The sequence below is a fragment of the Roseateles sp. genome (assembly GCF_047654805.1).
In the GTDB taxonomy this organism is placed as follows: Bacteria; Pseudomonadota; Gammaproteobacteria; order Burkholderiales; family Burkholderiaceae_C; genus Pelomonas.
Map to the genome: position 1 here is coordinate 5,872,126 of NZ_JASGIV010000001.1, position 21,260 is coordinate 5,893,385.

At 67.5% G+C, this 21,260-nt stretch carries 16 protein-coding genes; 11 read left to right on the forward strand and 5 right to left on the reverse strand.

Annotated features, from left to right (window positions below; all coding sequences use genetic code 11):
• The first annotated feature begins 83 nt into the window (after positions 1–83).
• A complete protein-coding gene (locus QM732_RS26630) occupies positions 84–839 on the forward strand; it encodes a substrate-binding periplasmic protein (RefSeq protein WP_415659102.1) in 756 nt (251 codons plus the stop codon).
• On the opposite strand, the gene cphA (QM732_RS26635) is transcribed toward QM732_RS26630, so the two are convergent.
• Entirely contained in the window at positions 836–3,406 is a 2,571-nt protein-coding gene (gene cphA / locus QM732_RS26635; protein WP_415659103.1) for a cyanophycin synthetase, read from the reverse strand. The two genes, QM732_RS26630 and cphA (QM732_RS26635), sit on opposite strands and share 4 nt — an antisense overlap.
• Before the next feature lie 11 nt (positions 3,407–3,417).
• On the reverse strand, positions 3,418–5,592 hold the full coding sequence (gene cphA, locus QM732_RS26640; protein WP_415659104.1) for a cyanophycin synthetase: 2,175 nt from the start codon (positions 5,590–5,592) through the stop codon (positions 3,418–3,420).
• Between the two features lie 123 nt (positions 5,593–5,715).
• Here cphA (QM732_RS26640) and QM732_RS26645 point away from each other — a divergent pair, with 123 nt between their 5' ends.
• Together QM732_RS26645 and QM732_RS26650 are read left to right on the forward strand one after the other, a co-directional pair.
• Entirely contained in the window at positions 5,716–7,920 is a 2,205-nt protein-coding gene (locus tag QM732_RS26645) for an ABC transporter ATP-binding protein (RefSeq protein ID WP_415659105.1), read from the forward strand.
• The gene (locus QM732_RS26650) at positions 7,917–8,393 is read left to right on the forward strand and encodes a DUF1854 domain-containing protein (RefSeq protein ID WP_415659106.1); all 477 of its coding nucleotides are present in this window, start codon (positions 7,917–7,919) and stop codon (positions 8,391–8,393) included. The genes QM732_RS26645 and QM732_RS26650 overlap by 4 nt, the downstream gene beginning before the upstream one ends.
• Positions 8,394–8,397: 4 nt before the next feature.
• Here QM732_RS26650 and bfr read toward each other — a convergent pair whose 3' ends face one another.
• Positions 8,398–8,874: a bacterioferritin gene (bfr, locus tag QM732_RS26655; RefSeq protein ID WP_415659107.1), complete on the reverse strand. Its 477-nt coding sequence runs from the start codon at positions 8,872–8,874 to the stop codon at positions 8,398–8,400.
• A gap of 106 nt (positions 8,875–8,980) precedes the next feature.
• Between bfr and QM732_RS26660 the strand changes: the two genes are divergently transcribed.
• From QM732_RS26660 to QM732_RS26680, 5 genes are all read left to right on the forward strand, one after another.
• Positions 8,981–9,205 carry a bacterioferritin-associated ferredoxin gene (locus QM732_RS26660; RefSeq protein ID WP_415659108.1) on the forward strand — a complete coding sequence of 75 codons (225 nt, stop codon included), beginning with the start codon at positions 8,981–8,983 and terminating at the stop codon, positions 9,203–9,205.
• 128 nt (positions 9,206–9,333) lie between these two features.
• Positions 9,334–9,549 (forward strand): cold-shock protein, encoded by a 216-nt coding sequence (locus QM732_RS26665; protein ID WP_415659109.1) that lies wholly within the window; start codon positions 9,334–9,336, stop codon positions 9,547–9,549.
• A gap of 85 nt (positions 9,550–9,634) precedes the next feature.
• Positions 9,635–11,908 carry a YgiQ family radical SAM protein gene (locus QM732_RS26670; RefSeq protein ID WP_415659110.1) on the forward strand — a complete coding sequence of 758 codons (2,274 nt, stop codon included), beginning with the start codon at positions 9,635–9,637 and terminating at the stop codon, positions 11,906–11,908.
• 127 nt (positions 11,909–12,035) lie between these two features.
• Positions 12,036–14,249: a putative bifunctional diguanylate cyclase/phosphodiesterase gene (locus QM732_RS26675; RefSeq protein WP_415659111.1), complete on the forward strand. Its 2,214-nt coding sequence runs from the start codon at positions 12,036–12,038 to the stop codon at positions 14,247–14,249.
• A 132-nt stretch (positions 14,250–14,381) separates the two neighbouring features.
• Complete coding sequence (locus tag QM732_RS26680; protein WP_415659112.1) at positions 14,382–15,599, forward strand: 6-phosphofructokinase; 1,218 nt, start codon at positions 14,382–14,384, stop codon at positions 15,597–15,599.
• A 14-nt stretch (positions 15,600–15,613) separates the two neighbouring features.
• Here the strand turns inward: QM732_RS26680 and QM732_RS26685 are convergent, their stop codons facing one another.
• On the reverse strand, positions 15,614–17,416 hold the full coding sequence (locus QM732_RS26685; protein WP_415659113.1) for a hypothetical protein: 1,803 nt from the start codon (positions 17,414–17,416) through the stop codon (positions 15,614–15,616).
• 84 nt (positions 17,417–17,500) lie between these two features.
• Positions 17,501–17,953, reverse strand: coding sequence for a YciI family protein (locus tag QM732_RS26690; protein ID WP_415659114.1), 453 nt, complete (start codon positions 17,951–17,953; stop codon positions 17,501–17,503).
• Between the two features lie 63 nt (positions 17,954–18,016).
• On the opposite strand from QM732_RS26690, the gene QM732_RS26695 reads away from it, so the two are divergent.
• From QM732_RS26695 to QM732_RS26705, 3 genes are all read left to right on the forward strand, one after another.
• Positions 18,017–18,472 carry a VOC family protein gene (locus QM732_RS26695; protein WP_415659115.1) on the forward strand — a complete coding sequence of 152 codons (456 nt, stop codon included), beginning with the start codon at positions 18,017–18,019 and terminating at the stop codon, positions 18,470–18,472.
• A gap of 130 nt (positions 18,473–18,602) precedes the next feature.
• On the forward strand, positions 18,603–19,001 hold the full coding sequence (locus tag QM732_RS26700) for a BlaI/MecI/CopY family transcriptional regulator (RefSeq protein WP_415659116.1): 399 nt from the start codon (positions 18,603–18,605) through the stop codon (positions 18,999–19,001).
• Positions 18,998–21,250 carry a M56 family metallopeptidase gene (locus tag QM732_RS26705; protein WP_415659117.1) on the forward strand — a complete coding sequence of 751 codons (2,253 nt, stop codon included), beginning with the start codon at positions 18,998–19,000 and terminating at the stop codon, positions 21,248–21,250. Before QM732_RS26700 ends, QM732_RS26705 begins: the two co-directional genes overlap by 4 nt.
• Positions 21,251–21,260 lie beyond the last annotated feature (10 nt).

The following is a 21,260-nucleotide window of genomic DNA, read 5'->3' on the forward strand; positions in this document are numbered from 1 at the left end:
GGCCCGGCATGTTTCGCGTGCGCCGGTCACGGTCGCACCATGCAAAGTCGCCCCGGAGCCGGTGGGCGGGGCATGATGCGTGAATGTTCAGTGCGTGGCGTCGTTGGGGGTGGGGAGTGCAGGGCGGGCTGTCAGCCCTGTTGCTGTGCGTGCTGCCGTCCGTTCGCGCCGAGCCGGTCAGGCCGCTGCTGATGCTGGTGGAGAACAGCGCGCTGATGCCCCAGGCCCGTATCGAGGGCGACCGTGTCGTCGAAGGACTGCACCTGGACCTGGGACAGGCGCTTGCCAGGCGCTTGGGGCGCGAGCTGGTGGCGCGGCCGGTGCCGCGCAAGCGCCTGGCCGAGGCATTGCAGCGTGGCGAGGGCGACCTGCTGTGCGACTACCAGAGCGACTGGCTGCCCGGCGCCTTCGCCTGGAGCCGCCCCTTCCTTCCCGACCAGGCACTGCTCGTCAGCGCCGCCACGGCGCCGGCACCGGCGGGGCTTGCAGCGCTGGCCGGCCAGCCGGTGGGCACGGTGCGTGGCTATGTCTACCCAGAGGTGGCGGACGCCTTGCGCGCTGCCTTCATCCGTGACGACGCGCCTGACGCAGTGGCCAATCTGCAGAAGCTTGAGCTGGGCCGCATCAAGCATGCGCTGACGGGGCGACGCGTGCTGGAGTACCAGCAGCGCATCGGGCGTTTCCGTCTGGCCCTGCACACACCGTTGGTTGTGTCGGAGGTGATGGCTCAGTGTGCGTTGTCACCCAGCAGCCCGGTCGGTCTGGCGGCGTTGAATGCCGCCATCCAGGGCCTCGTCAGCGACGGCGAGCTGAGCCGCCTGCTGGCCCGCTACCGTTAGGCCTCGGCGATGCGCCGGGCCAGGTGTGCCAGGGCCTCCTCCACCTGGTCGACCAGCACAAGGCAGAGGTCGCCTGGCTGCAGGCGCGCGAGAGCTCGGTCGATGGCGACGAACTCGCCGACGATCTCCTCGACGTGCCTTGTGCGCGACGCGCCTTCCAGGCCTTGGCGCAGCAGCGCGACGACCTCGCCGGCCGCGCGGCCACGCTGGCAGGCGTCTTCGTAGAGGATGACTTCGTCGAAGGCCGCGCCCAGGATCTCGGTCTGCACGCGGATGTCCTCGTCGCGGCGGTCTCCGGCGCCGCTGATGACGACCGAGCGCTTGTTGGCCGGCAGCGCCGCGACGGCGCCGACAAGCGCCTTCATCGCATCGCCGTTATGGCCGTAGTCGGCGATGACGGTGGCGCCCCTGTAGTCCATCACGTTGAAGCGGCCCGGCGCGTTGTCGGCGTCGTTGGCGAAGCTGCCCACGCCGCGGCGAATGGTGTCCCAGTCCAGACCAACGGCCCAGGCGGCGGCGACTGCAGCCATTGCGTTCTCGACCTGGAAGCCGATCAAGCCGCCGCGCGTCAGCGGAATGTCGCGTAGAGGAATGCTCTCGCGCCACACGCCTTGCGCTGCGACGAGCTGCTCGCCATCCACATAGACGCAGCGCTTGCCCTGGGCGCGGTGCGTGGCCATCAGCGGGTGGTGTCGGTCGGCGGCGAAGTAGATGACCTGGCCAGGGCAGACTGCGGCCATCTCGGCCGTCAGCGGGTCGGTCGCGTTCAGCACCGCGTAGCCGTTGGGCGCCACGTTCTGCACGATGACGCGCTTGACCAGCACCAGATCCTCGGCGGTGTGCAGGAAGTTCATGCCCAGGTGGTCACCTGCGCCAACGTTGGTGACGACGGCCACCTGGCAGCGGTCGAAGCCAAGACCCTCGCGCAGGATGCCGCCGCGGGCGGTCTCAAGCACGGCTGCCTCGACGTCGGGGTGCATCAGCACGTTGCGGGCGCTCTTGGGGCCGGAGCAGTCGCCGCTGTCTATCTGGCGGCCATCCACGTAGACGCCGTCGGTGTTGGTCATGCCGACCTTGAGGCCGCAACTGGCGAACATGTGGGCGATCAGGCGGGTAACCGTGGTCTTGCCGTTGGTGCCGGTGACGGCGACGACCGGGATGCGACCGTCCTCGGCGCCGCCGGACTTCTGGCCGCTGCCGAACAGGTGGCCGATGATGGCTTCTCCGACATTGCGGCCCTTGCCGAAGCTGGGGCTCAGGTGCATGCGCAGGCCCGGCGCGGCATTGACCTCGACGATGCCGCCGTTGATCTCCTCCAGCGGACGCAGCACGCTCTCCGCCACCACGTCCACGCCGCATACATGCAGGCCAACGACCTGGGCAGCGGCGATGGCGCGCGCGGCGACCTCCGGATGCACGTCGTCCGTCACGTCGGTGGCGGTGCCGCCGGTGGACAGGTTGGCGTTGTTGCGCAGGATCACGCGCTGGCCCTTCTCGGGCACGGACTCGGGGGCCAGGCCCTGCTGGGTCAGTCGCGCGACGGCGATGTCGTCGAAGCGGATCTTGGTGAGAGACGTGGCATGTCCGTCGCCGCGGCGCGGGTCGGAGTTGACCTTGTCGACCAGCTCCTTGACGGTGTGCTGCCCGTCGCCGATGACGTGGGGCGGGTCGCGGCGCGCGGCGGCGATCAGCTTGTCGCCGATGACCAGCAGGCGATAGTCGCCACCAGGCAGGAACTTCTCGACCATGACCTGGCCGATCTCATCGGCAGCCTTGTAGGCGATGTCGAAGTGGGCGCGGTCCACCACGTTGACCGTCACACCCTTGCCCTGATTGCCGTCCTGCGGCTTCACGACCACCGGCAGACCGATTTCCTGGGCCACGGCCCAGCCGTCGTCCGGCGAGTCCACCGGGCGGCCGATAGGCACAGGCACGCCGGCGGCCTGAAGCAAGCGCTTGCACAGGTCCTTATCCTGGGCGATGGACTCACTGACGGCGCTGGTTGCGTCCACCTCGGCGGCCCAGATGCGGCGCTGCTTGGCACCCCAACCGAACTGCACCAGGCTGCCCTGGGTGAGGCGGCGGAACGGGATGCCGCGGGCCTGCGCCGCGTTGACGATGGAGCCGGTGGACGGGCCGAGGCGGATGTCCTCATCCAGTTCACGCAGCTGGGCCAGCACGGCGTCGGCGTCGAACTCGCCGCCATCCAGCGCTGCACTCACGAGCTTGACCGCATGCTCGAAGGCCAGGCGGCCTACGTCTTCTTCGCTGTATTCGATGACGATCTGGTAGGTGCCGGCCTCGGGCGTGACGTGTGTCTGACTGAAGGTGACGGGGCAGCCGGCCTGGGCCTGCAGGGCCAGCGTGGCCTGCTCCAGCACCTGGGCCAGCGAGGTGTCGGCGCGCAGCTCGCCGATGGTTGGGAAGAGCTGGCGCAGGCGAGGCTCGAAGCCGGGCAGGCGTTCAAGCGAGCGCTCGGCCTCCTGGCAATGCACGACGGCTTCAATGGTCGTGTGGCGGCTCCACATGTTGGGGCCGCGCAGCGCGCGGGTGCGGGAAACGTCCATGGTCTTGTCGTTTATGCCAGGTGGAGGTCGGGGACGAAGGTGTCGAGGCCGGCGGCGATGAGCTCGGGCGAGATGCCCAGGGCCCAGGCCGCGGCCACGGCGGCGAGCAGCGTCGAGGCATCGGTGGCCTGCGGGCCGAAGCGGTGCAGCAGGGCATCGATGTTGGCACCGGGCGTTTCCGCCGGGCCTTGGGCCAGCACGGCGGCGCCGCCACGCAGGAACACGGCACGGCCGCCGCGGTCACGGTGGTGGCGCAGCGCCTCCAGGCCGCCGTCCTCGGCGTAGAAGACAACCTCGCCGTCGCTCAGCTCGGCCATGTCGACGAGGCGCGGGTGGGCTGCATTCAGCACGCTGGCGCCGTCACTGAGCACCACGTCGACCTGGGTGCGCAGCACCTTGTAGAGCTGGTCGGCGTCCTGAACGTCGTAGTGGGCCAGATCGGCGATGCCGTCCATGTCGGTGACGACACCCACGAGGGCGCGGTCATAGGCCAGGCCGTCGCGCAGGATGGAGGCTGGGTCGTTCTCGACGACGACGGCGTTCACGCCCCGGTTCATCAGCAGGCGGTGCGCAGCGTCCCACCGGGCGCTGTTGGCCTTCTCGACCCGGCGCGTGCCGAGGAAGAGACCGTCACGGCACGCCAGGCCTACGTGGCGGCCGTTGAGGTGCAGCAACCAGGCGACCAGGCGGGCGATCTGCTGGCCGCCGCGTGAGCCGGCCACGCCGACGATTGGGATGCGGCCCGACTCGTCTTCGGCGAACAGGTGGTCGATGATGGCCTGGCCCACCGGTTGCGGCGCGCCGCCGGCAGGCTTCAGGTGCATCAGCAGACCCGGTCCGGCGTTCACCTCGACGATGGCGCCGCCGGTCTCGGCGAGCGGCTTTGCGATGTCCTCGGTCACCAGGTCCACGCCGGCGATGTCCAGGCCCACGGTGCGCGCGGCCAGGGACACGGCATGTGCGACCTCGGGGTGGACCTCGGGCGTGCAGTCGATCGCGACGTTGCCGTTGCGCTGGATCAGCACGGCCTTGCCTGCGAGCGGCACGGACTCGGGCGCAAACCCCTGGCGCTGCAGGTCCAGGAGCACGACAGGGTCTTCGCCCAGCGTGATGCGGTTCAGGGGGAAGTCCTCGGTCAGGCCGCGGCGCGGGTCGGTGTTGATCTGCATGTCGATCAGCTGGGCGACGGTGTGTTGGCCGTCGCCATGCACCCAGGCAGCCTCGCCGCGTGCGGCGGCGATGACCTGGCCGCCGACGACTAGCACGCGGTGCTCGTTGCCGCGGATGTAGCTCTCCACCAGCACCGACGATCCTTCCGCGTCGGCGAGCTTGAAGGCGGCCTCGCAGTCGGCCTCGGTCTGGATGTCCAGCGTGACGCCTCGGCCGTGGTTGCCATCGCTGGGCTTGATGACGACCGGCAGGCCGATGTCTTGCGCAGCCTCCCATGCCTCGGCGGCGGACTTGACCTCCTGGCCGGCAGGGACCGGCACGCCAACGGCCTTCAGCAGCGTCTTGGTCAGGTCCTTGTCGCCGGCGATGCCTTCGGCGATGGCGCTGGTCATGTCGGTCTCGGCCGTCCAGATGCGGCGTTGGCGGGCGCCATGGCCCAGCTGCACGAGGTTGCCGTCGTTCAGGCGGATGTGCGGTATGCGGCGGTCCGTCGCGGCGGCCACGATGGCGGCGGTGGAGGGGCCGAGGTAGCAGTCGTCCAGCTTGTCGCGCACGCGGGCCACGGCGGCAGGCACGTCGAAGGCTTCGTCGTTGATCATGGCCATGATGAGGGCATGGCCCTCAGCCAGTGCGGCGCGGGCGACCTGCTCATCCCGTGCCCGAAACACCATGCGGTAGACGCCACGCTGGCTGGTCGAACGCGTCTGGCCGAAGCCGGTGGGCATGCCGGCCAGGTTGAGCAGCTCGATCACGATGTGCTCCAGCACATGCCCCATCCAGGTGCCGTCGCGCAGCCGCTCGATGAAGCCGCCACGTTCACCGACGCCGCAGTGGTGCTCGATGAGGGCGGGCAGGGCGCTTGTGAGGCGGTCGTTGAATCCGGGCAGCTGATGACTGGGGTGGTCCTCCAGCTCGCCCAGGTCGAGCCAGACTTCCAGCACCGGCCGGTAGGTCCACATGTTGGGCCCGCGCAGATAGTTGATGCGCAGCAGGCGTATGTCGTTCTTCTTGCTCATGGCTTGGAGGTGTGAGAGGCGCGAGGCATTTTGCGCCGAACTCATGGCGGAGAATTGCGGCAGCCCGTCAGAGCCAAGAACAACATGAATGACCTTCCTCCCACGACAGTGCCTCATCCTCAAATGGCCGCCCTTCTCGGGCGACTTCCTGCTGGCGAGAACGTCGTGGCCACCCTGGAGGTTGACCTGGACGGCCAGGGACGCTTCGCGCAGGGGCTGATCGCGCTGACAAATTCGCGGCTGCTTGCCTGCGAACCCTCGGGGGGCGCCTGGATCGAGTTCCCGGTGACCGCCGGTCAGCAGCTCAAGCTCAGCGACCACGGCGGCCTGGCGTTCATGGAGCTGTTCGACAGCCGGCAGCGTCTGGCGCGCTGGCGCTTCACGCTGGCCTGCAATCCCGCAGCGGTGCGCTTTGTCGATGCCTTCGAGCGCGAGGTGCAGCGGCTGGAAGGCCGGGTGGTGCCCGTGGACGACGACGAGGGCGAAGAGGTCGATTTCGACTTCGGCGACGCCGGCGCCCCGCCCAGCACCTGGGTACTGCTGCGCCTGGGGCGCTTCGCCAAGCCCTACCAGGGGCAGCTGCTGTTGGGGTTTGCGCTGATGCTGGGCGCTACCGGCGCGACGCTGGTCGCGCCTTACTTGACCATGCCGCTGATGGACAAGGTGCTGATCCCGTTCCAGAACGGTCAGGCTATCGACCCCCACCTCGTCATGCTGCTGCTGGCGGGGCTGCTGGGCGCGGCGCTGTTCTCCTGGGCGCTGGGCTGGGCCAAGACCTATCTGCTGGCGCTGGTGTCAGAGCGCATCGCGGCGGACCTGCGTACGGCCACCTTCGAGCACCTGCTGGGGTTGTCGCTTGAGTATTTTGGTAACAAGCGCACCGGTGACCTGATGGCGCGCATCGGCTCGGAGACGGACCGTATCTCGGTGTTTCTCTCCCTGCACGCGCTGGATTTCATCACCGACGTGCTGATGCTGGGCATGACGGCCATCATCCTGTTCAGCATCCATCCCGGCCTGGCGTTGGCGACTCTGGTGCCGCTGCCCTTCATCGCCTGGTTGATCCACCTCGTGCGCGACCGGCTGCGTACCGGCTTCGAGAAGATCGACCGTGTCTGGGGCGAGATCACCAACGTGCTCGCCGACACCATCCCCGGCATTCGCGTCGTCAAGGCGTTCGCGCAGGAAAGGCGCGAGGCCACACGCTTCAAGGAGGCCAACGCCAAGAATCTGCATGTCAACGACCGGCTTAACCGCACCTGGAGCCTGTTCACGCCCACTGTCGGGCTGCTGACGGAGATGGGGCTGCTGGTGGTCTGGGGGATAGGCATCTGGCTGATCGCTCACCAGAGCATCACGGTGGGTGTGCTGACCGCCTTCCTTGCCTACATCGGGCGCTTCTATGCGCGGCTGGATTCCATGAGCCGCATCGTGTCCGTCACGCAGAAGGCGGCGGCCGGGGCCAAGCGCATCTTCGACATTCTGGACCATGTCTCCAACGTGCCCGATCCGGTCAACCCGCTGCCGTTCGAGAACGTGACCGGCGCGATCTCGATGCAGGGCGTGAACTTCCGCTACGGCTCGCGTTCGGTCATCCGCAGCCTGAACCTGGACATTCGCCCGGGCGAGATGGTGGGCCTGGTGGGCCACAGTGGCTCGGGCAAGAGCACGCTGGTGAATCTGATCTGCCGCTTCTACGACGTGACAGAGGGCTCCATCAAGGTGGATGGCACTGACCTGCGTCGCATCAAGGTGGCCGACTACCGCCGCCACATTGGCCTGGTGCTGCAGGAGCCCTTCCTGTTCTTCGGCACCATCGCCGAGAACATCGCCTATGGCAAGCCCGACGCGACCCGAGACGAGATCGTTGCAGCGGCGCGCGCGGCCCATGCCCACGAATTCATCCTGCGCCTGCCGCATGGCTACGACAGCTTGGTGGGCGAGCGCGGCCAGGGGTTGTCCGGCGGCGAGCGCCAGCGCATCTCGATCGCCCGCGCCTTGCTGATCGACCCGGCCATCCTCATCCTCGACGAGGCCACATCGGCCGTGGACACCGAGACCGAGAAGGAGATCCAGCGCGCGTTGGACAACCTCGTGAAGGGGCGCACCACCATCGCCATTGCCCACCGGCTGTCCACGTTGCGCAAGGCCGACCGCCTGGTCGTCATGGATCGCGGCGAGATCGTCGAGCTGGGGCCGCACGATGAGCTGATCGCCCGGCAGGGGCACTACTGGCGCCTGTGGGAAGCCCAAGCCCGCCGTGTCGATGCCGAGGCCGAAGAGGCCTTCGTCGCGCCCAACCCTAGCGCCCACACGGAGAACGCATGAGCACGACGCTGCCTTTTCGCGACCTGCAGCTGGACGCTCACGGCCGGCTGATGCTGACGGACCTGAACGGTGAGCACCATTCTGGTGTGACGCCCGTGCGTGCCCATCCAATTACGGCGCCCGATGAGGGTGTGTCACTGGTGGGCTCGCACGGCCACGAGCTGGCCTGGGTGGCGCGTCTCTCGGCGCTGCCGGACGGCCCGCGCCGGTTGCTGGAGACCGAGCTGGCTGCGCGCGAGTTCCACCCGACGCTAAAGCGGCTGATCTCGGTCAACACCTTTGCGACGCCCAGCACCTGGCGTATTGACACGGACCGGGGCGAGGTCGACTTCGTGCTGAAAAGCGAGGAGGACATCCGTCGCCTAGAGGAAGGGCGGCTGCTCATCACGAGCAGCCACGGCGTGCAGCTGGAAGTACCCGATCGCTGGGCGTTGGACAAGCACTCCAAGCGGCTGCTGGAGCGTTTCCTCTAGAAGCTCAGGAGGGTTCGCCCATCTGCGACTGCAGATAGTTCTGTTCGCCGACCGTGTCGACCAGCTCGATCTGGGTTTCCAGATGGTCGATGTGCTCCTCGGTGTCATCGAGGATCTGCACGAACAGCTCGCGGGACACGTAGTCGCGCACCTGCTCGCAATAGGCGACGGCTTCCTTAAGGTGCACGTGTGACGCCTTTTCGATGATCAGGTCGCACTTCATCGTTTCGACGGCGTTTTCCCCGATGTAGAGCTTGCCGAGGTCCTGCAGGTTGGGCAGACCGTCCAACGTCAGCACGCGCTCGATGAGCTTGTCGGCGTGCTTCATCTCCTCGATGGACTCCTCGTACTCGTGCTTGGCCATCTTCATGAGCCCCCAGTTCTTCAGCATGCGGGCATGCAGGAAGTACTGGTTGATGGCGGTCAGCTCCAGCTTGAGCTGCTGGTTCAGGTGGACGAGGACTTGAGGATCGCCTTTCATGGCCGGCTCCGAAATGTGAAATTGGGCCGCAGTATCTCCAGGGAAAGCCCTTCAGCAAAACCGCTCTTTTTGCAAATGAGACCGATTCGCATTAGACTTCGTGTCCATGATTGTTTGTGTCTGCCACCGCGTCTCTGACCGCGACATCGCGATTGCCGCGTCCAGCGGCTGCCCGAGCTTCGAGGCGCTGCAGGACGATCTTCGCGTGGCCACGGCCTGTGGTGCCTGTCATGACTGTGCCTGCTCGATCTTCGAGGAGAGCCGCGTCGAAGGTGGGGCGTCGCGCGTGCGTGGTGCAACGATACCCATCAAGGCCCTGATGGCAGCCTGAACTAGAATGCTCGCCGGCGCCGACATCCGGCGCTTTTTTTGTGGCCTTGTTTCCTGAAGTTGTTGTGAATTCCGCAGCCGCTTTGCCCTGGAGCGGGCCGCACAGCACGACAACAGCAAGGAAATTCCATGAGCACCCTCCAGACCGGCATCGTCAAATGGTTTGACGACGGCAAGGGCTTCGGCTTCATCACCCCCGCCGACGGCGGCAAGGACCTCTTCGCCCACCACAGCGAGATTCGTAACGGCGGCGGTTTCCGTACGCTGGCCGAAGGCGCGCAAGTCGAATTCGAAGTGAAGCAGGGCCCCAAGGGTCTGCAGGCCGCGAACATCCGCGCGCTGTAATTCACGCACCCGGCCTTGTGCCCCGAGCCCGCGCCCAGCGCGGGCTTTGTGCTTTCTGGGCCGGTCCAACGACAATCGACGTCCTATGTCCGCACTGCCCATCGCCGCCCCGAAGGCCCTGACCGCTTACCGCCCGTTCTGGGCCAAGCGTTTCGGCCCCGCGCCCTTCCTGCCCATGAGCCGGCAGGAGATGGAGCAGCTCGGCTGGGACAGCTGCGACATCATCATCGTCACTGGTGACGCCTACGTCGACCACCCTAGCTTCGGCATGGCCGTCATCGGCCGCACGCTGGAGGCCCAGGGTTTTCGCGTCGGTGTCATCGCCCAGCCGGACTGGAACAGCGTCGACGCCTTCAAGGCGCTGGGCAAGCCCAACCTGTTCTTCGGCGTAGCGGCCGGCAACATGGATTCCATGATCAATCGCTACACGGCTGATCGAAAAATCCGTAGCGACGATGCCTACACGCCGGGCGGCGAAGGCGGCAAGCGCCCTGACCGCGCGACGCTGGTCTACACCCAGCGCTGCCAGGAGGCCTTCAAGGACGTGCCTGTCGTCATCGGTGGCATCGAGGCGTCGCTGCGCCGCATCGCGCACTACGACTACTGGCAGGACAAGGTACGCCGTTCCATCCTCGTAGATGCAAAGGCCGACCTGCTGGTCTACGGCAACGCCGAGCGTGCCATCGTCGAGATCGCCCACCGCCTGGCGCGCCGCGAACCCATCGAGGCCCTGACCGATGTCCGCGGCACGGCCTTCATGCGCCGCACAGACGATCCCACGGCCGAAGGCTGGTTCGAGCTGGACTCGACCGAAGTGGACCGTCCGGGCCGCATAGACGAGCTGATCAGCCCCTACCAGATCATTGACGACAACAAGGCTTGCGCGTCCGGCGATGACGGCGCCAAGCCCATCACCCTGCACAAGACCGGTCGCATCACCATGCCGCCACGCGACCATACGGTGGTGCGCCTGCCGGCCTACGAGCAGGTCAGGAGCGACCCGGTGCTGTATGCCCACGCCAACCGCGTGCTGCACCTGGAGACCAACCCCGGCAACGCGCGCGCGCTGGTGCAGCGCTACGACTTCAACGGCATCGCGCGGGACCTCTGGATCAATCCGCCGCCCATCCCGCTGACGACGCCGGAAATGGACCACGTCTTTGACCTGCCGTACGCGCGCAGCCCGCACCCGAGCTACGCCGATGAGGCCGGCGGCCACGATGGCGCGACCAAGATCCCGGCCTGGGAGATGATCCGCTTCAGTGTGAACATCATGCGCGGCTGCTTCGGTGGCTGCACCTTCTGCTCCATCACCGAGCATGAGGGGCGCATCATCCAGAGCCGCTCGGAAGACTCCGTGATCCGCGAAATCGAGGAGATGCGCGACAAGGTCAAAGGCTTCACCGGCATCGTGTCGGACCTGGGCGGGCCTACGGCCAACATGTACCGCATCGGCTGCAAGAGCCCCGAGATCGAGGCCGCCTGCCGCAAGCCCAGCTGCGTCTACCCCGGCATCTGCCCGAACCTGAACACCAGCCACGATCCGCTGATCAAGATGTACCGCCGCGCCCGCGCGTTGCCGGGCGTCAAGAAGATCCTCATCGGCTCCGGCCTGCGCTACGACCTGGCCGTGCAGTCGCCCGAGTACGTGAAGGAGCTGGTCACCCACCACGTGGGTGGTTACCTGAAGATCGCGCCGGAGCACACCGAGCAAGGCCCGCTGTCCAAGATGATGAAGCCGGGCATCGGCACCTACGACCGCTTCAAGCAGATGTTCGAGGCGGCCAGCGCTGCCGCCGGCAAGAAGCAGTACCTGATTCCGTACTTCATCGCTGCCCATCCCGGCACCAGCGACGAGGACATGATGAACCTCGCCGTCTGGCTCAAGCGCAACGGCTTCCGCGCCGACCAGGTGCAGACCTTCTACCCCAGCCCCATGGCGACGGCCACGGCCATGTACCACTCGGGCATGAACCCGCTCAAGGGCATCAGTCGCGACGAGAGTCGTGGCGAGAAGGTCGACATCGTGCGTGGCGAGCGCCGTCGCCGGCTGCACAAGGCCTTCCTGCGCTATCACGATGCCAACAACTGGCCGCTGCTGCGCGAGGCGCTGAAGGCCATGGGCCGAGCGGACCTCATCGGCAACGGCAAGCATCACCTGATCCCGAGCTACCAGCCCATCACCGACGGCAGCTACGACAGCGCGCGGCGCAAGAACTCGACCGTAGCCAAGCCGGCCACGGGCCAGCAGAAGGCACGCAAGGGGCAGCTCTTGACGCAGCACACCGGACTGCCGCCGCGTGCTACCGGCGCTGCGCGTGCAAGCGGCGTGCGTCCGGGCAAACCCGGTAAGCGTTGATGCGCTCTGCGGGACATTTGCCCGCGCTTTTTGTGACAGGCCGTGTGTGGATGCACTACGCTTGCGGCTCTAGACCGACGAGGTAGCCGCAGCAGCGGCTGCCCCCGTGCCCGGAGCCCTCTCCCCCATGCAAGAGACACCCGCCGCTGACGACGATCTGCTCGAACTGCTCGACGAGCCTGAGCACGCTGACGGCGAACATCGCCACAACGATCGGCCCTGGCGCATCCTCATCGTCGACGATGACGGCGACGTTCACAAGGCCACCGAACTGGCCATGCAGGGCCTGACGGTCGAAGGCCAGCCGCTCGTCTTCCTGCATGCCAGTTCCGCGGCCCAGGCCCGTCAGTTGCTCGCCAGCGAGGACGACCTGGCCGTCGTGTTGCTGGACGTGGTCATGGAGAGCGAGGACGCTGGCCTGCAACTGGTGCGTCACATCCGCGACGAGTTGGGCCTGAACGCCGTGCGCATCGTGCTGCGCACAGGTCAACCGGGCTACGCCCCCGAGATCGAGACGGTGCAGGCCTATGACATCAACGACTACAAGACCAAGTCGGAGCTGACCCGCACTCGCCTGTACACGGTGTTGACGGCCGCGGTGCGCTCGTACCGCCAGATCTGCGCGCTGGAAGCCAACCGCCGCGGCCTGGAGATGATCGTCGAGAGCAGCACCTCGCTGTCCCGCATGCGCGGCCTGAGCCGCTTCGCCGAGGGCGTCGTCACGCAGTTGTGTGCGCTGCTGGGTATCCTGCCCGAGGGGCTGGTGTGTGCGCAGGTCAATGGCGAGGCGGGCGAGGAGGTGCGCATCGTGGCGGCCGCGGGCCAGTACAGCGGCCTCATCGACCGGCCGCTGGCCCAGGTCAAGATCGCTGCCGTGCGCGAGCGCCTGGAGCGCTGCCTGCGCGAGCAGAAGAATCTCTACGACGATGGCACCTGCCTGTACTTCGGCATGGGCCGGGGGCGTGCGATGGCTGCGTTGGTGGACGTCGGCCGTGAGCTCGACGAACTGGACCAGCAACTGCTGCGCGCCTTCTGCTCCAACATCGCCGTCGGCTTCGAGAACGTCGTCCTCTACAGCCAGTTGCTGGACCAGGCTTACAACGACCCGCTGCTGCGTCTGCCAAACCGCAACCGCTTCGTCGAGCTGCTTGACAAGAACCTGAAGGATCCGTCTGGCGTCACGCTGGCACTGATCGACATCGACGACTTCTCGGACATCAACGACGCCTTCGGCCACCACTTCGGCGACCAGGTGCTGCAGGCCGTCACGCATCGCCTGAGCGAGATGCTGGGACTGAACACCGCGATGGCCCGCGTCGGCGCCGATACCTTCGGCGTGCTGGGCGAGCATGGCAAGGTCTGCCCGGAAACCGTCAACGGCGTCTTCGCCGAGCCCTTCGTCGTCGCTGGCGAGCGGCTGCAGCTGTCTGCCACTACCGGCCTTGTGCGCCTGGGCGAATCCAAGGCCGTCGGATCCGAGCTGCTGCTCGATGCTCAGATTGCGCTCAAGCGTGCCAAGCAGCAGCAGCGCGGCTCGTCGCAGTACTTCTCGGCCGCCATGGGCAGCGATGCGCGCGAGCGCTTCAAGCTGCTCAAGGGGCTGCGCACCGGCTTCGAGGAGAGCCAGCTCTTCGTTGTCTACCAACCCCAGGTCGACCTCGACAGCGGCCGCGTCGTTGGCGCCGAGGCCCTGCTGCGCTGGCGCACGGCCGATGATCGATTCATCCCGCCCGACCAGTTCATTCCGCTGGCCGAGCAGAGTGGCCTCATCATTCCTATCGGCGAGTTCGTCATGCGCACCGCCTGCGCCCAGCTGAAGAAGATGCAGATCCTGGGTCATGCCGACTTCCGCATGGCCGTGAACGTCTCCATGGCGCAGTTCCGCCATCCCGGCTTCATCGACATGCTGGCCCGCTCCCTGCGGGACGGCGGCGTCGACGGGGAGAGCATCGAGCTGGAGATCACCGAATCCATGGCCATGGAGGACGCCGAGCTCGTGCTGCGCGTTCTGGCTGACATCAAGCGCCTGGGCTTCAGCGTCGCCATCGACGATTTCGGTACCGGCTTCTCGTCCCTGAGCCAGCTGCGCCAGCTGCAGGTGGATCGTCTCAAGATCGACCGTGCCTTCGTGCAGGAGGCGCAGTCGTCCAGCGCCGGCTCGACGATCGCGCAGATGGTCGTCAACCTGGGCCGCGGCCTGGGCCTCACGGTCATCGCGGAAGGCATCGAGACCGAAGAGCAGCGCCGCTACCTGATCGAGCTGGGCTGTCACGAGGGCCAGGGCTGGCTGTTCGCCAAGCCCATGCCGGCCGACCAGTTGGAAACCTGGATGGGAAGGTAGAGGCTCCCCGCCCGGCATCGAGCCGCGCGCACATCGGCAGATGGCCTGGCTTGGGGCGACCCGGTGCTCAGCCCGGAATGCGCCCGAGGCCCCTAAACTCCGCGCGTCGATTGACGACAGCCAGGAGCGTCCATGAGCCTCGCGAAGATCCTCGTCGCCCAGGGCGGCGGCCCTACCGCCGTCATCAACCAGAGCCTCGTGGGCGTCGTGCTCGAGGCACGACGCCAGCGTGGCGTGGGCCTGGTCTATGGTGCCCGTCATGGCGTGCGTGGCATCGTCAATGAGGACTTCGTCGACCTGACACAGGAGACCAGCCACAACCTGGAGCTGGTGGCGGGCACCCCCGCTTCGGCGCTGGGTTCGACGCGCGACAAGCCGGATGCCGCCTACTGTCACGAGATCTTCACGGTGCTGCAGGCCCACGGCATCACGCATTTCTTCTACATCGGCGGCAACGATTCATCGGACACCGTGCGCATCGTGTCCGAGGAGGCCGCAGCGGCGAACTACGCTCTACGCTGCATCCACATCCCCAAGACCATCGACAACGACCTGGTCGGCAACGACCACACGCCCGGCTATGCCTCCGCCGCGCGCTTCGTGGCCCAGGCCTTCGCTGGCGCCAACCTCGACAACGCGGCACTGCCTGGCGTCTACGTGGGTGTCGTCATGGGCCGTCATGCGGGTTTCCTGACCGCTGCCGCCGCCCTGGGCAAGAAATTCGACGACGACGGCCCGCACCTCATCTACGTGCCCGAGCGCAGCTTCGACACCGAACAGTTCCTGCGCGACGTGAAGGCAACGCACCAGCGCTATGGCCGCTGCGTCATTGCCGTCAGCGAGGGCATCCACGACGCCTCCGGCGCGCCCATGCTGTCCAAGCTGGCCGGCGACCTGGAGCGCGACGCGCATGGCAACGTGCAGCTCAGCGGCACCGGTGCACTTGCTGACCTGCTGTGCGAGGAGATCAAGGCCAAGCTAGGCATCAAGCGCGTGCGAGGTGACACCTTCGGCTACCTGCAGCGCAGCTTTCTCGGCTGCGTCAGCGACGTGGACGCGCGCGAGGCCCGCGAGGTCGGCGAGAAGGCCGTGCAGTACGCATTTCACGGCGACCGCGATGGCTCGGTGGCCATCAAGCGCGTGGGCTATTACTCGGTGGACTACGAGCTGCTGCCGCTGGCCGCCGTGGCGGGCAAGACCCGGACGATGGAGGACCACTTCATCACCGAAAGCGGCACCGACGTGACCGATGCCTTTCGCATGTACCTGCGCCCGCTGCTCGGCTCGGGCATGCCGGACGCGTTCCGGCTGCGGCCCAACCCGGTAGCCAAGGTGCTCAAGAAGGGTTGAGCCGTGGCCGCCGGTCAGAGGCGGCCGGCAAACATCCAGCGGCCCGGCAGGTCGCCGCCTTTCACGCCGAGGAACACAGCGAAGCTCCCTGTCTGCGTGTGATGGACGGTGCCGGAGAAGCACGGCCTTTCTTTCACGAATTCGCCGTTCTCGTATGCGCCGGTCAGCCAGTCGCCGCGCAGTCCACCCTGGAACAGTCCTGGCTGACCACTGCTTGCCAGTTGCGACGATAGGCCGCAGATGCCCAGGACGCCTGCAGTGTTCAGGCGCTGAAGGACAACAATCGGAAGTCCTCGCACGGCTACGAGCCGTGGATTGGCATTGTTGTCGCGGTCGAGGCTGCCGAGCATGGCGGTGGCGTTGCCGCTCTGGCTCTCGAATGTGGCCTCGTGCAGCGAGCTCTCGATGAGCGAGAACGGATTGTGCGCAGCGTTGGGCAACGCGATCCAGAACTCGCTGGCGCCGGTGGCACTGTCCCTGGACGAGGACACCAGCACAGGGCCATCCTTGCTGCGCGCGGCCCTGACCCTGGTCACTTTGTCTCGTGCGAACAGTTCGATCTCGCTGCCAACGAGCGAGGCTTCAAAGCGTGTCAAACGGGAAGCCGGGCACTGCTCGAAGGGCATGGGCAGCTCCGGAAGGCAGACCTGAAGCGCCCCGTCCTTGAAGCGCGCGGACCCGGTGTAGGCATCTTGGGGTGTCCCGTTTGCGTCGGCCCGTGAACCGAGCACATTGAAGGTATGCCCTTCCAGCTCGCTGAGCTGGCCGACGAGTTGCTTGGGGGCCAGGTAGGGCTTGCGGACCCCGCGGATGTCCAGGCCGAGCACCATGAGCGGTCCGAAAACACTCAAGCTGCCGCGCTGCCACGGCGGGTCGGGATCGCTTGGTACACCCAGCAAACCTTGGCCTGTGACGTCGAACGCGATCGAAGCGTGGTAATCGGTGCCCGCTGCCGTCGCGCGCAGTGTTCTCATGGCATCCGTGGTCAGCCGGTAGTGACGGCCTTCCAGGTCCGACATGAAGAGATGGAAGGCGCCGTCCTGATCTCTGGTCGCTTCGTTATCACGCGGATCCGGATCGCCCGCCGCCTCGGCTCGGGTGCCGACGCCTTGGACCCGTGAAACGGGCGCAGCACTCTGGTCCACCTGCACTTCCAGCCGTAGCGAGGCACCTGCTGGCAGGCGCGCAACCTTCATGGCTTCGCCAAGATCGGCCGGGCAGCTCGCACCCGTGCTCGCGGTGCAGGAGCTGGCGCGCCACACCTGGCCAGGCATGGTCAGCACGTCCCAGTCGACATCGATTGCATCATCCGGGCCCTGATTGGTCAGGGCGACCTCATAGCTGCGCCGAAGAGGGTTTCCTTCCGCGGACACAGCCTCGCCCACCGTGACGGCCAGGTTGGTAACGTAGGCCGTGAGTTCCTGCCGCCAATTGGCGCTGCTGGCGCCGGCCGTGGCCTGCCAGTGGTTGCGCAGCGCACCGCGATAGCCGGGATTGACCCGCAAGCTTTGCCGCAGCGTCACCGTGCCGCCAGCTGGAATCTCGGCAATATCGATGCCACCGTCACTGCGCCTCGTGCAGTTGGACGATTCGCAGCTCAAGGGCATCTGCTGGGCCTGAGCATCCAGGCTCACCGAAACGGCCACGGCGATCGCGCTTGTATTGCCGACGTTGCGCAGCTCGATGCGGTGGCCGTGCACGACGCCACTTGGGACTTGGTCACTGTCGTTGGCGGCTGCGGTGATTTGCAGCGCCGGCGCGCGTGGCGGGCCGGCCGTGTCGCCGGCTGTGCCGCCGCCGCAGCCGGAAGCGGCCATGGCCCCCGTGCAGGCCAGCGCTGCCCAGACTATCTTCATCTCGTGTTCTCCCTCGGGGGGAGCTTAGCCGCTCAATGGCGATGCTCACGGCTTCGGCTTGATTAGCTTCGGGTGCCACTCGTTGACGGCAAGCAGTGCTGCCGAGCCGAAGTGCTTGTGCAATTCGGCCACCATCTCGCCGTTGACGATGACGGGGTCGCTCTCCACGGCCTTGCGGGCGAGCTCCATGTCTGATGTGGCAAAGATGAACAGGCCACGCCAGCTGTCGACGCCGTCGAAGGGACCGGCATAGGCCAGCAGACCTTCCTTCGCCAGGCGCTGCATGTTGGCGAAATGGCCCTTGAACATCTCGTCGCGCGCCGGTCCATCGGGCATGCGCCTGGGACCGGTCTTCAGCAGCACGAACACATAGGAGCGTAGGCCTTGGTCGTTGGCGCCCCACGCCTGGGCCTTGGCGGCATCGTAGGTGGGCGGCTCCTGGGCTTGGGCGGACAGGGCGGCGAACAGCGCGACGGCGCAGGCGGTGAGGCGTTTCATGGGTGGCGGCGGAAGAGTCTCGGTGCGAGGATTGAACCGCACCCACCCGTCACGGAGACCGCGATGAAACCCACCCCACCTGGCTGGCCGCGCCTGTCCTCAGCCGTGTACTGCGAAGACGCGCGCGCTGCGATCGCCTGGTACGAGCGCGCCTTCGGGTTCGCGGTGGAAATCGTCGTTGACGCGCCCGACGGCAGCGTCATGCATAGCGAGCTGCGCTACGGCGAGGCCATCGTCATGGTGGCCGAGGGCGGGGCCGCGCGCGAGGCCCGGTTCGGTGTGACGGGCCGGGCACCCCGGCTGGTCGCTGGCGCAAACACGCAGGCGCTGTTCCTCTATGTCGACGATGTCGACGCTCATTGCGCCCAGGCGCGCGCGGCAGGCGCCCGGGTGACCTATGAGCTGACCGAGAACGACTACGGCGCTGAGTACTGGAGCGACCGTACCTACGGTTGCGTGGACCCGGACGGCCACCTCTGGTGGTTCAGCCAGCGCATGCGCAACCCGCCGGGCATGTAAGACCGCCGGCTCATCCGCGCCGGGGGCGCTCGGCGTCGCCACTCGGGTTCTGCCACCCGTGCCGAATTGCACTTGCCACGCCCCCATTGAATCTTCTACATTTGTAGTACGACAACTGTAGAAGTTCACCATGGACGAAGAAGCCGGCGCGGGAGAAGTCTCGCTGAGCGATCTGCAACTGAGCCTGATGCGCACGCTGTGGGCGCGCGGCGAGGCCAGCACGGCCGAGGTGGCCGAGGCCTTGCGCGGAGAGCGCGATCTGGCGCACACGACGGTGGCCACGCTGCTGACGCGGCTGGAGAAGCGCGGCCTGCTGGCCAGCCGGCGCGAAGGCCGGGCGCTGCTCTATACGCCGCGGGTCAGCGAGGCCGAGGTGCAGCGATCCATGGTGGGCAGCCTGCTGGACAACCTCTTCGCTGGTAGGGCCAGTGCCCTGGTCAGCCATCTGCTGGATGCGCGTGGCGTCGATGCCAAGGAACTGGCCGAGCTGCAGGCGCTGCTCAAGCAACGCAAGGGAGATGCGCGATGACTGATGCCCTGCTGACCTGGCTGTGCAGCTATCTGCTGCACAGCAGCCTGCTGATCGGTGGCCTGTGGGCTGCCGACCGCGCCGGCCTGCTGGCCCGACTGTCCACGACGACGCAGGAAGGGCTGTGGCGCCTGGCCCTGCTGGGCGGCCTGGTCAGCGCCAGCCTGCCGTTGCTGCCTGGGGTGCCGAACCCGATCCCCGCTGACGCTCCCGTTGCCCTCGTCGTTCACGAGCCTGCTCAGGTCGTAGCGGACCTGCAGCCCGCGCGCGTCGAAGTGGCGCCGGCTGCCCTGCCCACGGCCCGGCTCGGCGCTCTGCCACTGGCTGCCAGCTTGGCGCCCAGGACGCATGACACGGCCATCGGCTTCGTGCTGCTCTGGCTGGTAGGCGCCGCGCTGCTGCTGGCCGCGCTGATTCTGCAATGGGTCTGGCTGCGCCGCGCCGTGCGCCGGCTGCCCGAGCTGGATGACGTGCGCTGGCACAGGCTCGCCGCGCAGCGGGCGGCCGACATGGCGCTGCCCCTGCCCATGCTGCGCCAGGCTCGCCCCGGCTGGGCCAGCCCCCTGATGGCACCGGGCCGCGTGCTCTGCCTGCCAGCCTGGTGCCTGGTGCTGCCCGACGACGAGGCCCTTGCGGTGCTCGGCCATGAGCTTGCTCACCTGCGCCGGCGCGACCCGGCGTGGCGATTGCTGGCTGCCGGGCTCAGGGCCTTGCTTTGGCCGCAGCTACTCAACCGCGTCGCGCTGCAGCGCCTGGACCTGCTCGCCGAGCTGGCCTGTGACGCCGCCGCAGCCGCGCCACAGGGACAGCGTCTGGCGCTAGCGCAAAGCCTGCTGCGCTGCGCCGAGGCCTTGAAAGCTGGCGGCCGCGGCCCGGGCCTGGCCTGCGGGGCCGCGACCGCCGGCTCGCCGCTGATGGCCCGGGTACGCCGCTTGCTCGGCTCCGAGGGTGATGATGCGCCGCGTGAGCGGCGGGGGCTGCGCTGGGCTCTGCTGGGTGCCATGCTGGCGGCCCTCGTCGCGTTGCCTGCCGTTGTCGTCAGCCGCACCGACGGGAGCAGCCTGCTGGAGCGAGTCGGGCTCGGTGGCTTGACGGACGAACTGTCCATCTCCGCGCGCGGCAAGAGGACGTACAGCCGCTATCCCGGCGGCAGCTTCTCCGCGACGTTGGACGGCCAGGCGGGCTTCAGCGACGCCGAGGACGAGGTGCAGACGCTGAGCGGCACGCTTGTCGTGAAGGAGCGCGAAGGCGGGCTGACGCGCGAGATGCGGCTGACTTCCATGGGCGAGGGCCGCATCGAGCGTGACTACCGCGTCGGCGGTGAGGCCCGGCCCATGGACGAGGTCGCGCGCCGGTGGTGGGCCCAGGCCGTGCAACGTGTGGCCGAGGACCTCACCGACCCGCGGCTGCGCGCGCGCAAGTTGTTCGCCAGGGGTGGCTTCGACGCGGTGCTGGCCGACGTCGAACGCGCAAAGGCCGACTTCCAGCGCCGCCGTCGCATCGAGGCCGCGCTGCAGCTCGATGGGCCGCTGCCCGCGCCAGTGCAGGATCGTCTCATCACCGCGTCCGCCGGCCTGCAGGGTGGCTTCGAACGCCGCGAGGCGCTGAGCGCCGTCGCTCGCCAGCCACTGGCGGAGCCCCAGCAACTGGCCTGGCTGGCCGCTGCCGCCGGTATCGATGGCGACTTCGAGCGCCGTGAGGCGCTGGGTGCGCTGGCACCACGCTTGGCCGACAGCCCGGCCGTGCTGTCTGCATGGGAGCAAGCGCTGAGTGGCATCGGCGGTGATTTCGAGTTGCGCTCGGCCATCGTGGCGCAGGTGGCCGCCACGCCCCAGCCGGCCGTGCTCGCGGCAGCCCTGCAGGCGGCGACGCGCATCCAGGGCGACTTTGAGAAGCGCGAGGCGCTTGGCGCCGTCGCCCGTCGGCTGCGCGGCGACGAGGCAGAGCTGGTCGACGCCTATGCCCGCGCTGCGGCTGGCATCTCGGGCGGCTTCGAGCGGCGCGAGGCCCTGAACCTGCTGTTGGACCGGCCTGGCCTGGGCCTCGCCGGCCTGGAGCGTGTGCTCAGCAGCGCGGAGGGCATGGATGCCGGCTTCGAGCGCCTGCAGGTTCTGCTGCGTGTGGCCGAGAAGATGGGCGCAGTCTGGCCGGTGGATGCGGGGCTCGTGGACCGTGTCCGCCGCGCCGGCCGCGGCATGGGTGAGCATGAGCGCGGCCAGATCGAGACTGCGCTCGACCGGCTGGGCTGAGTTGAGCGTG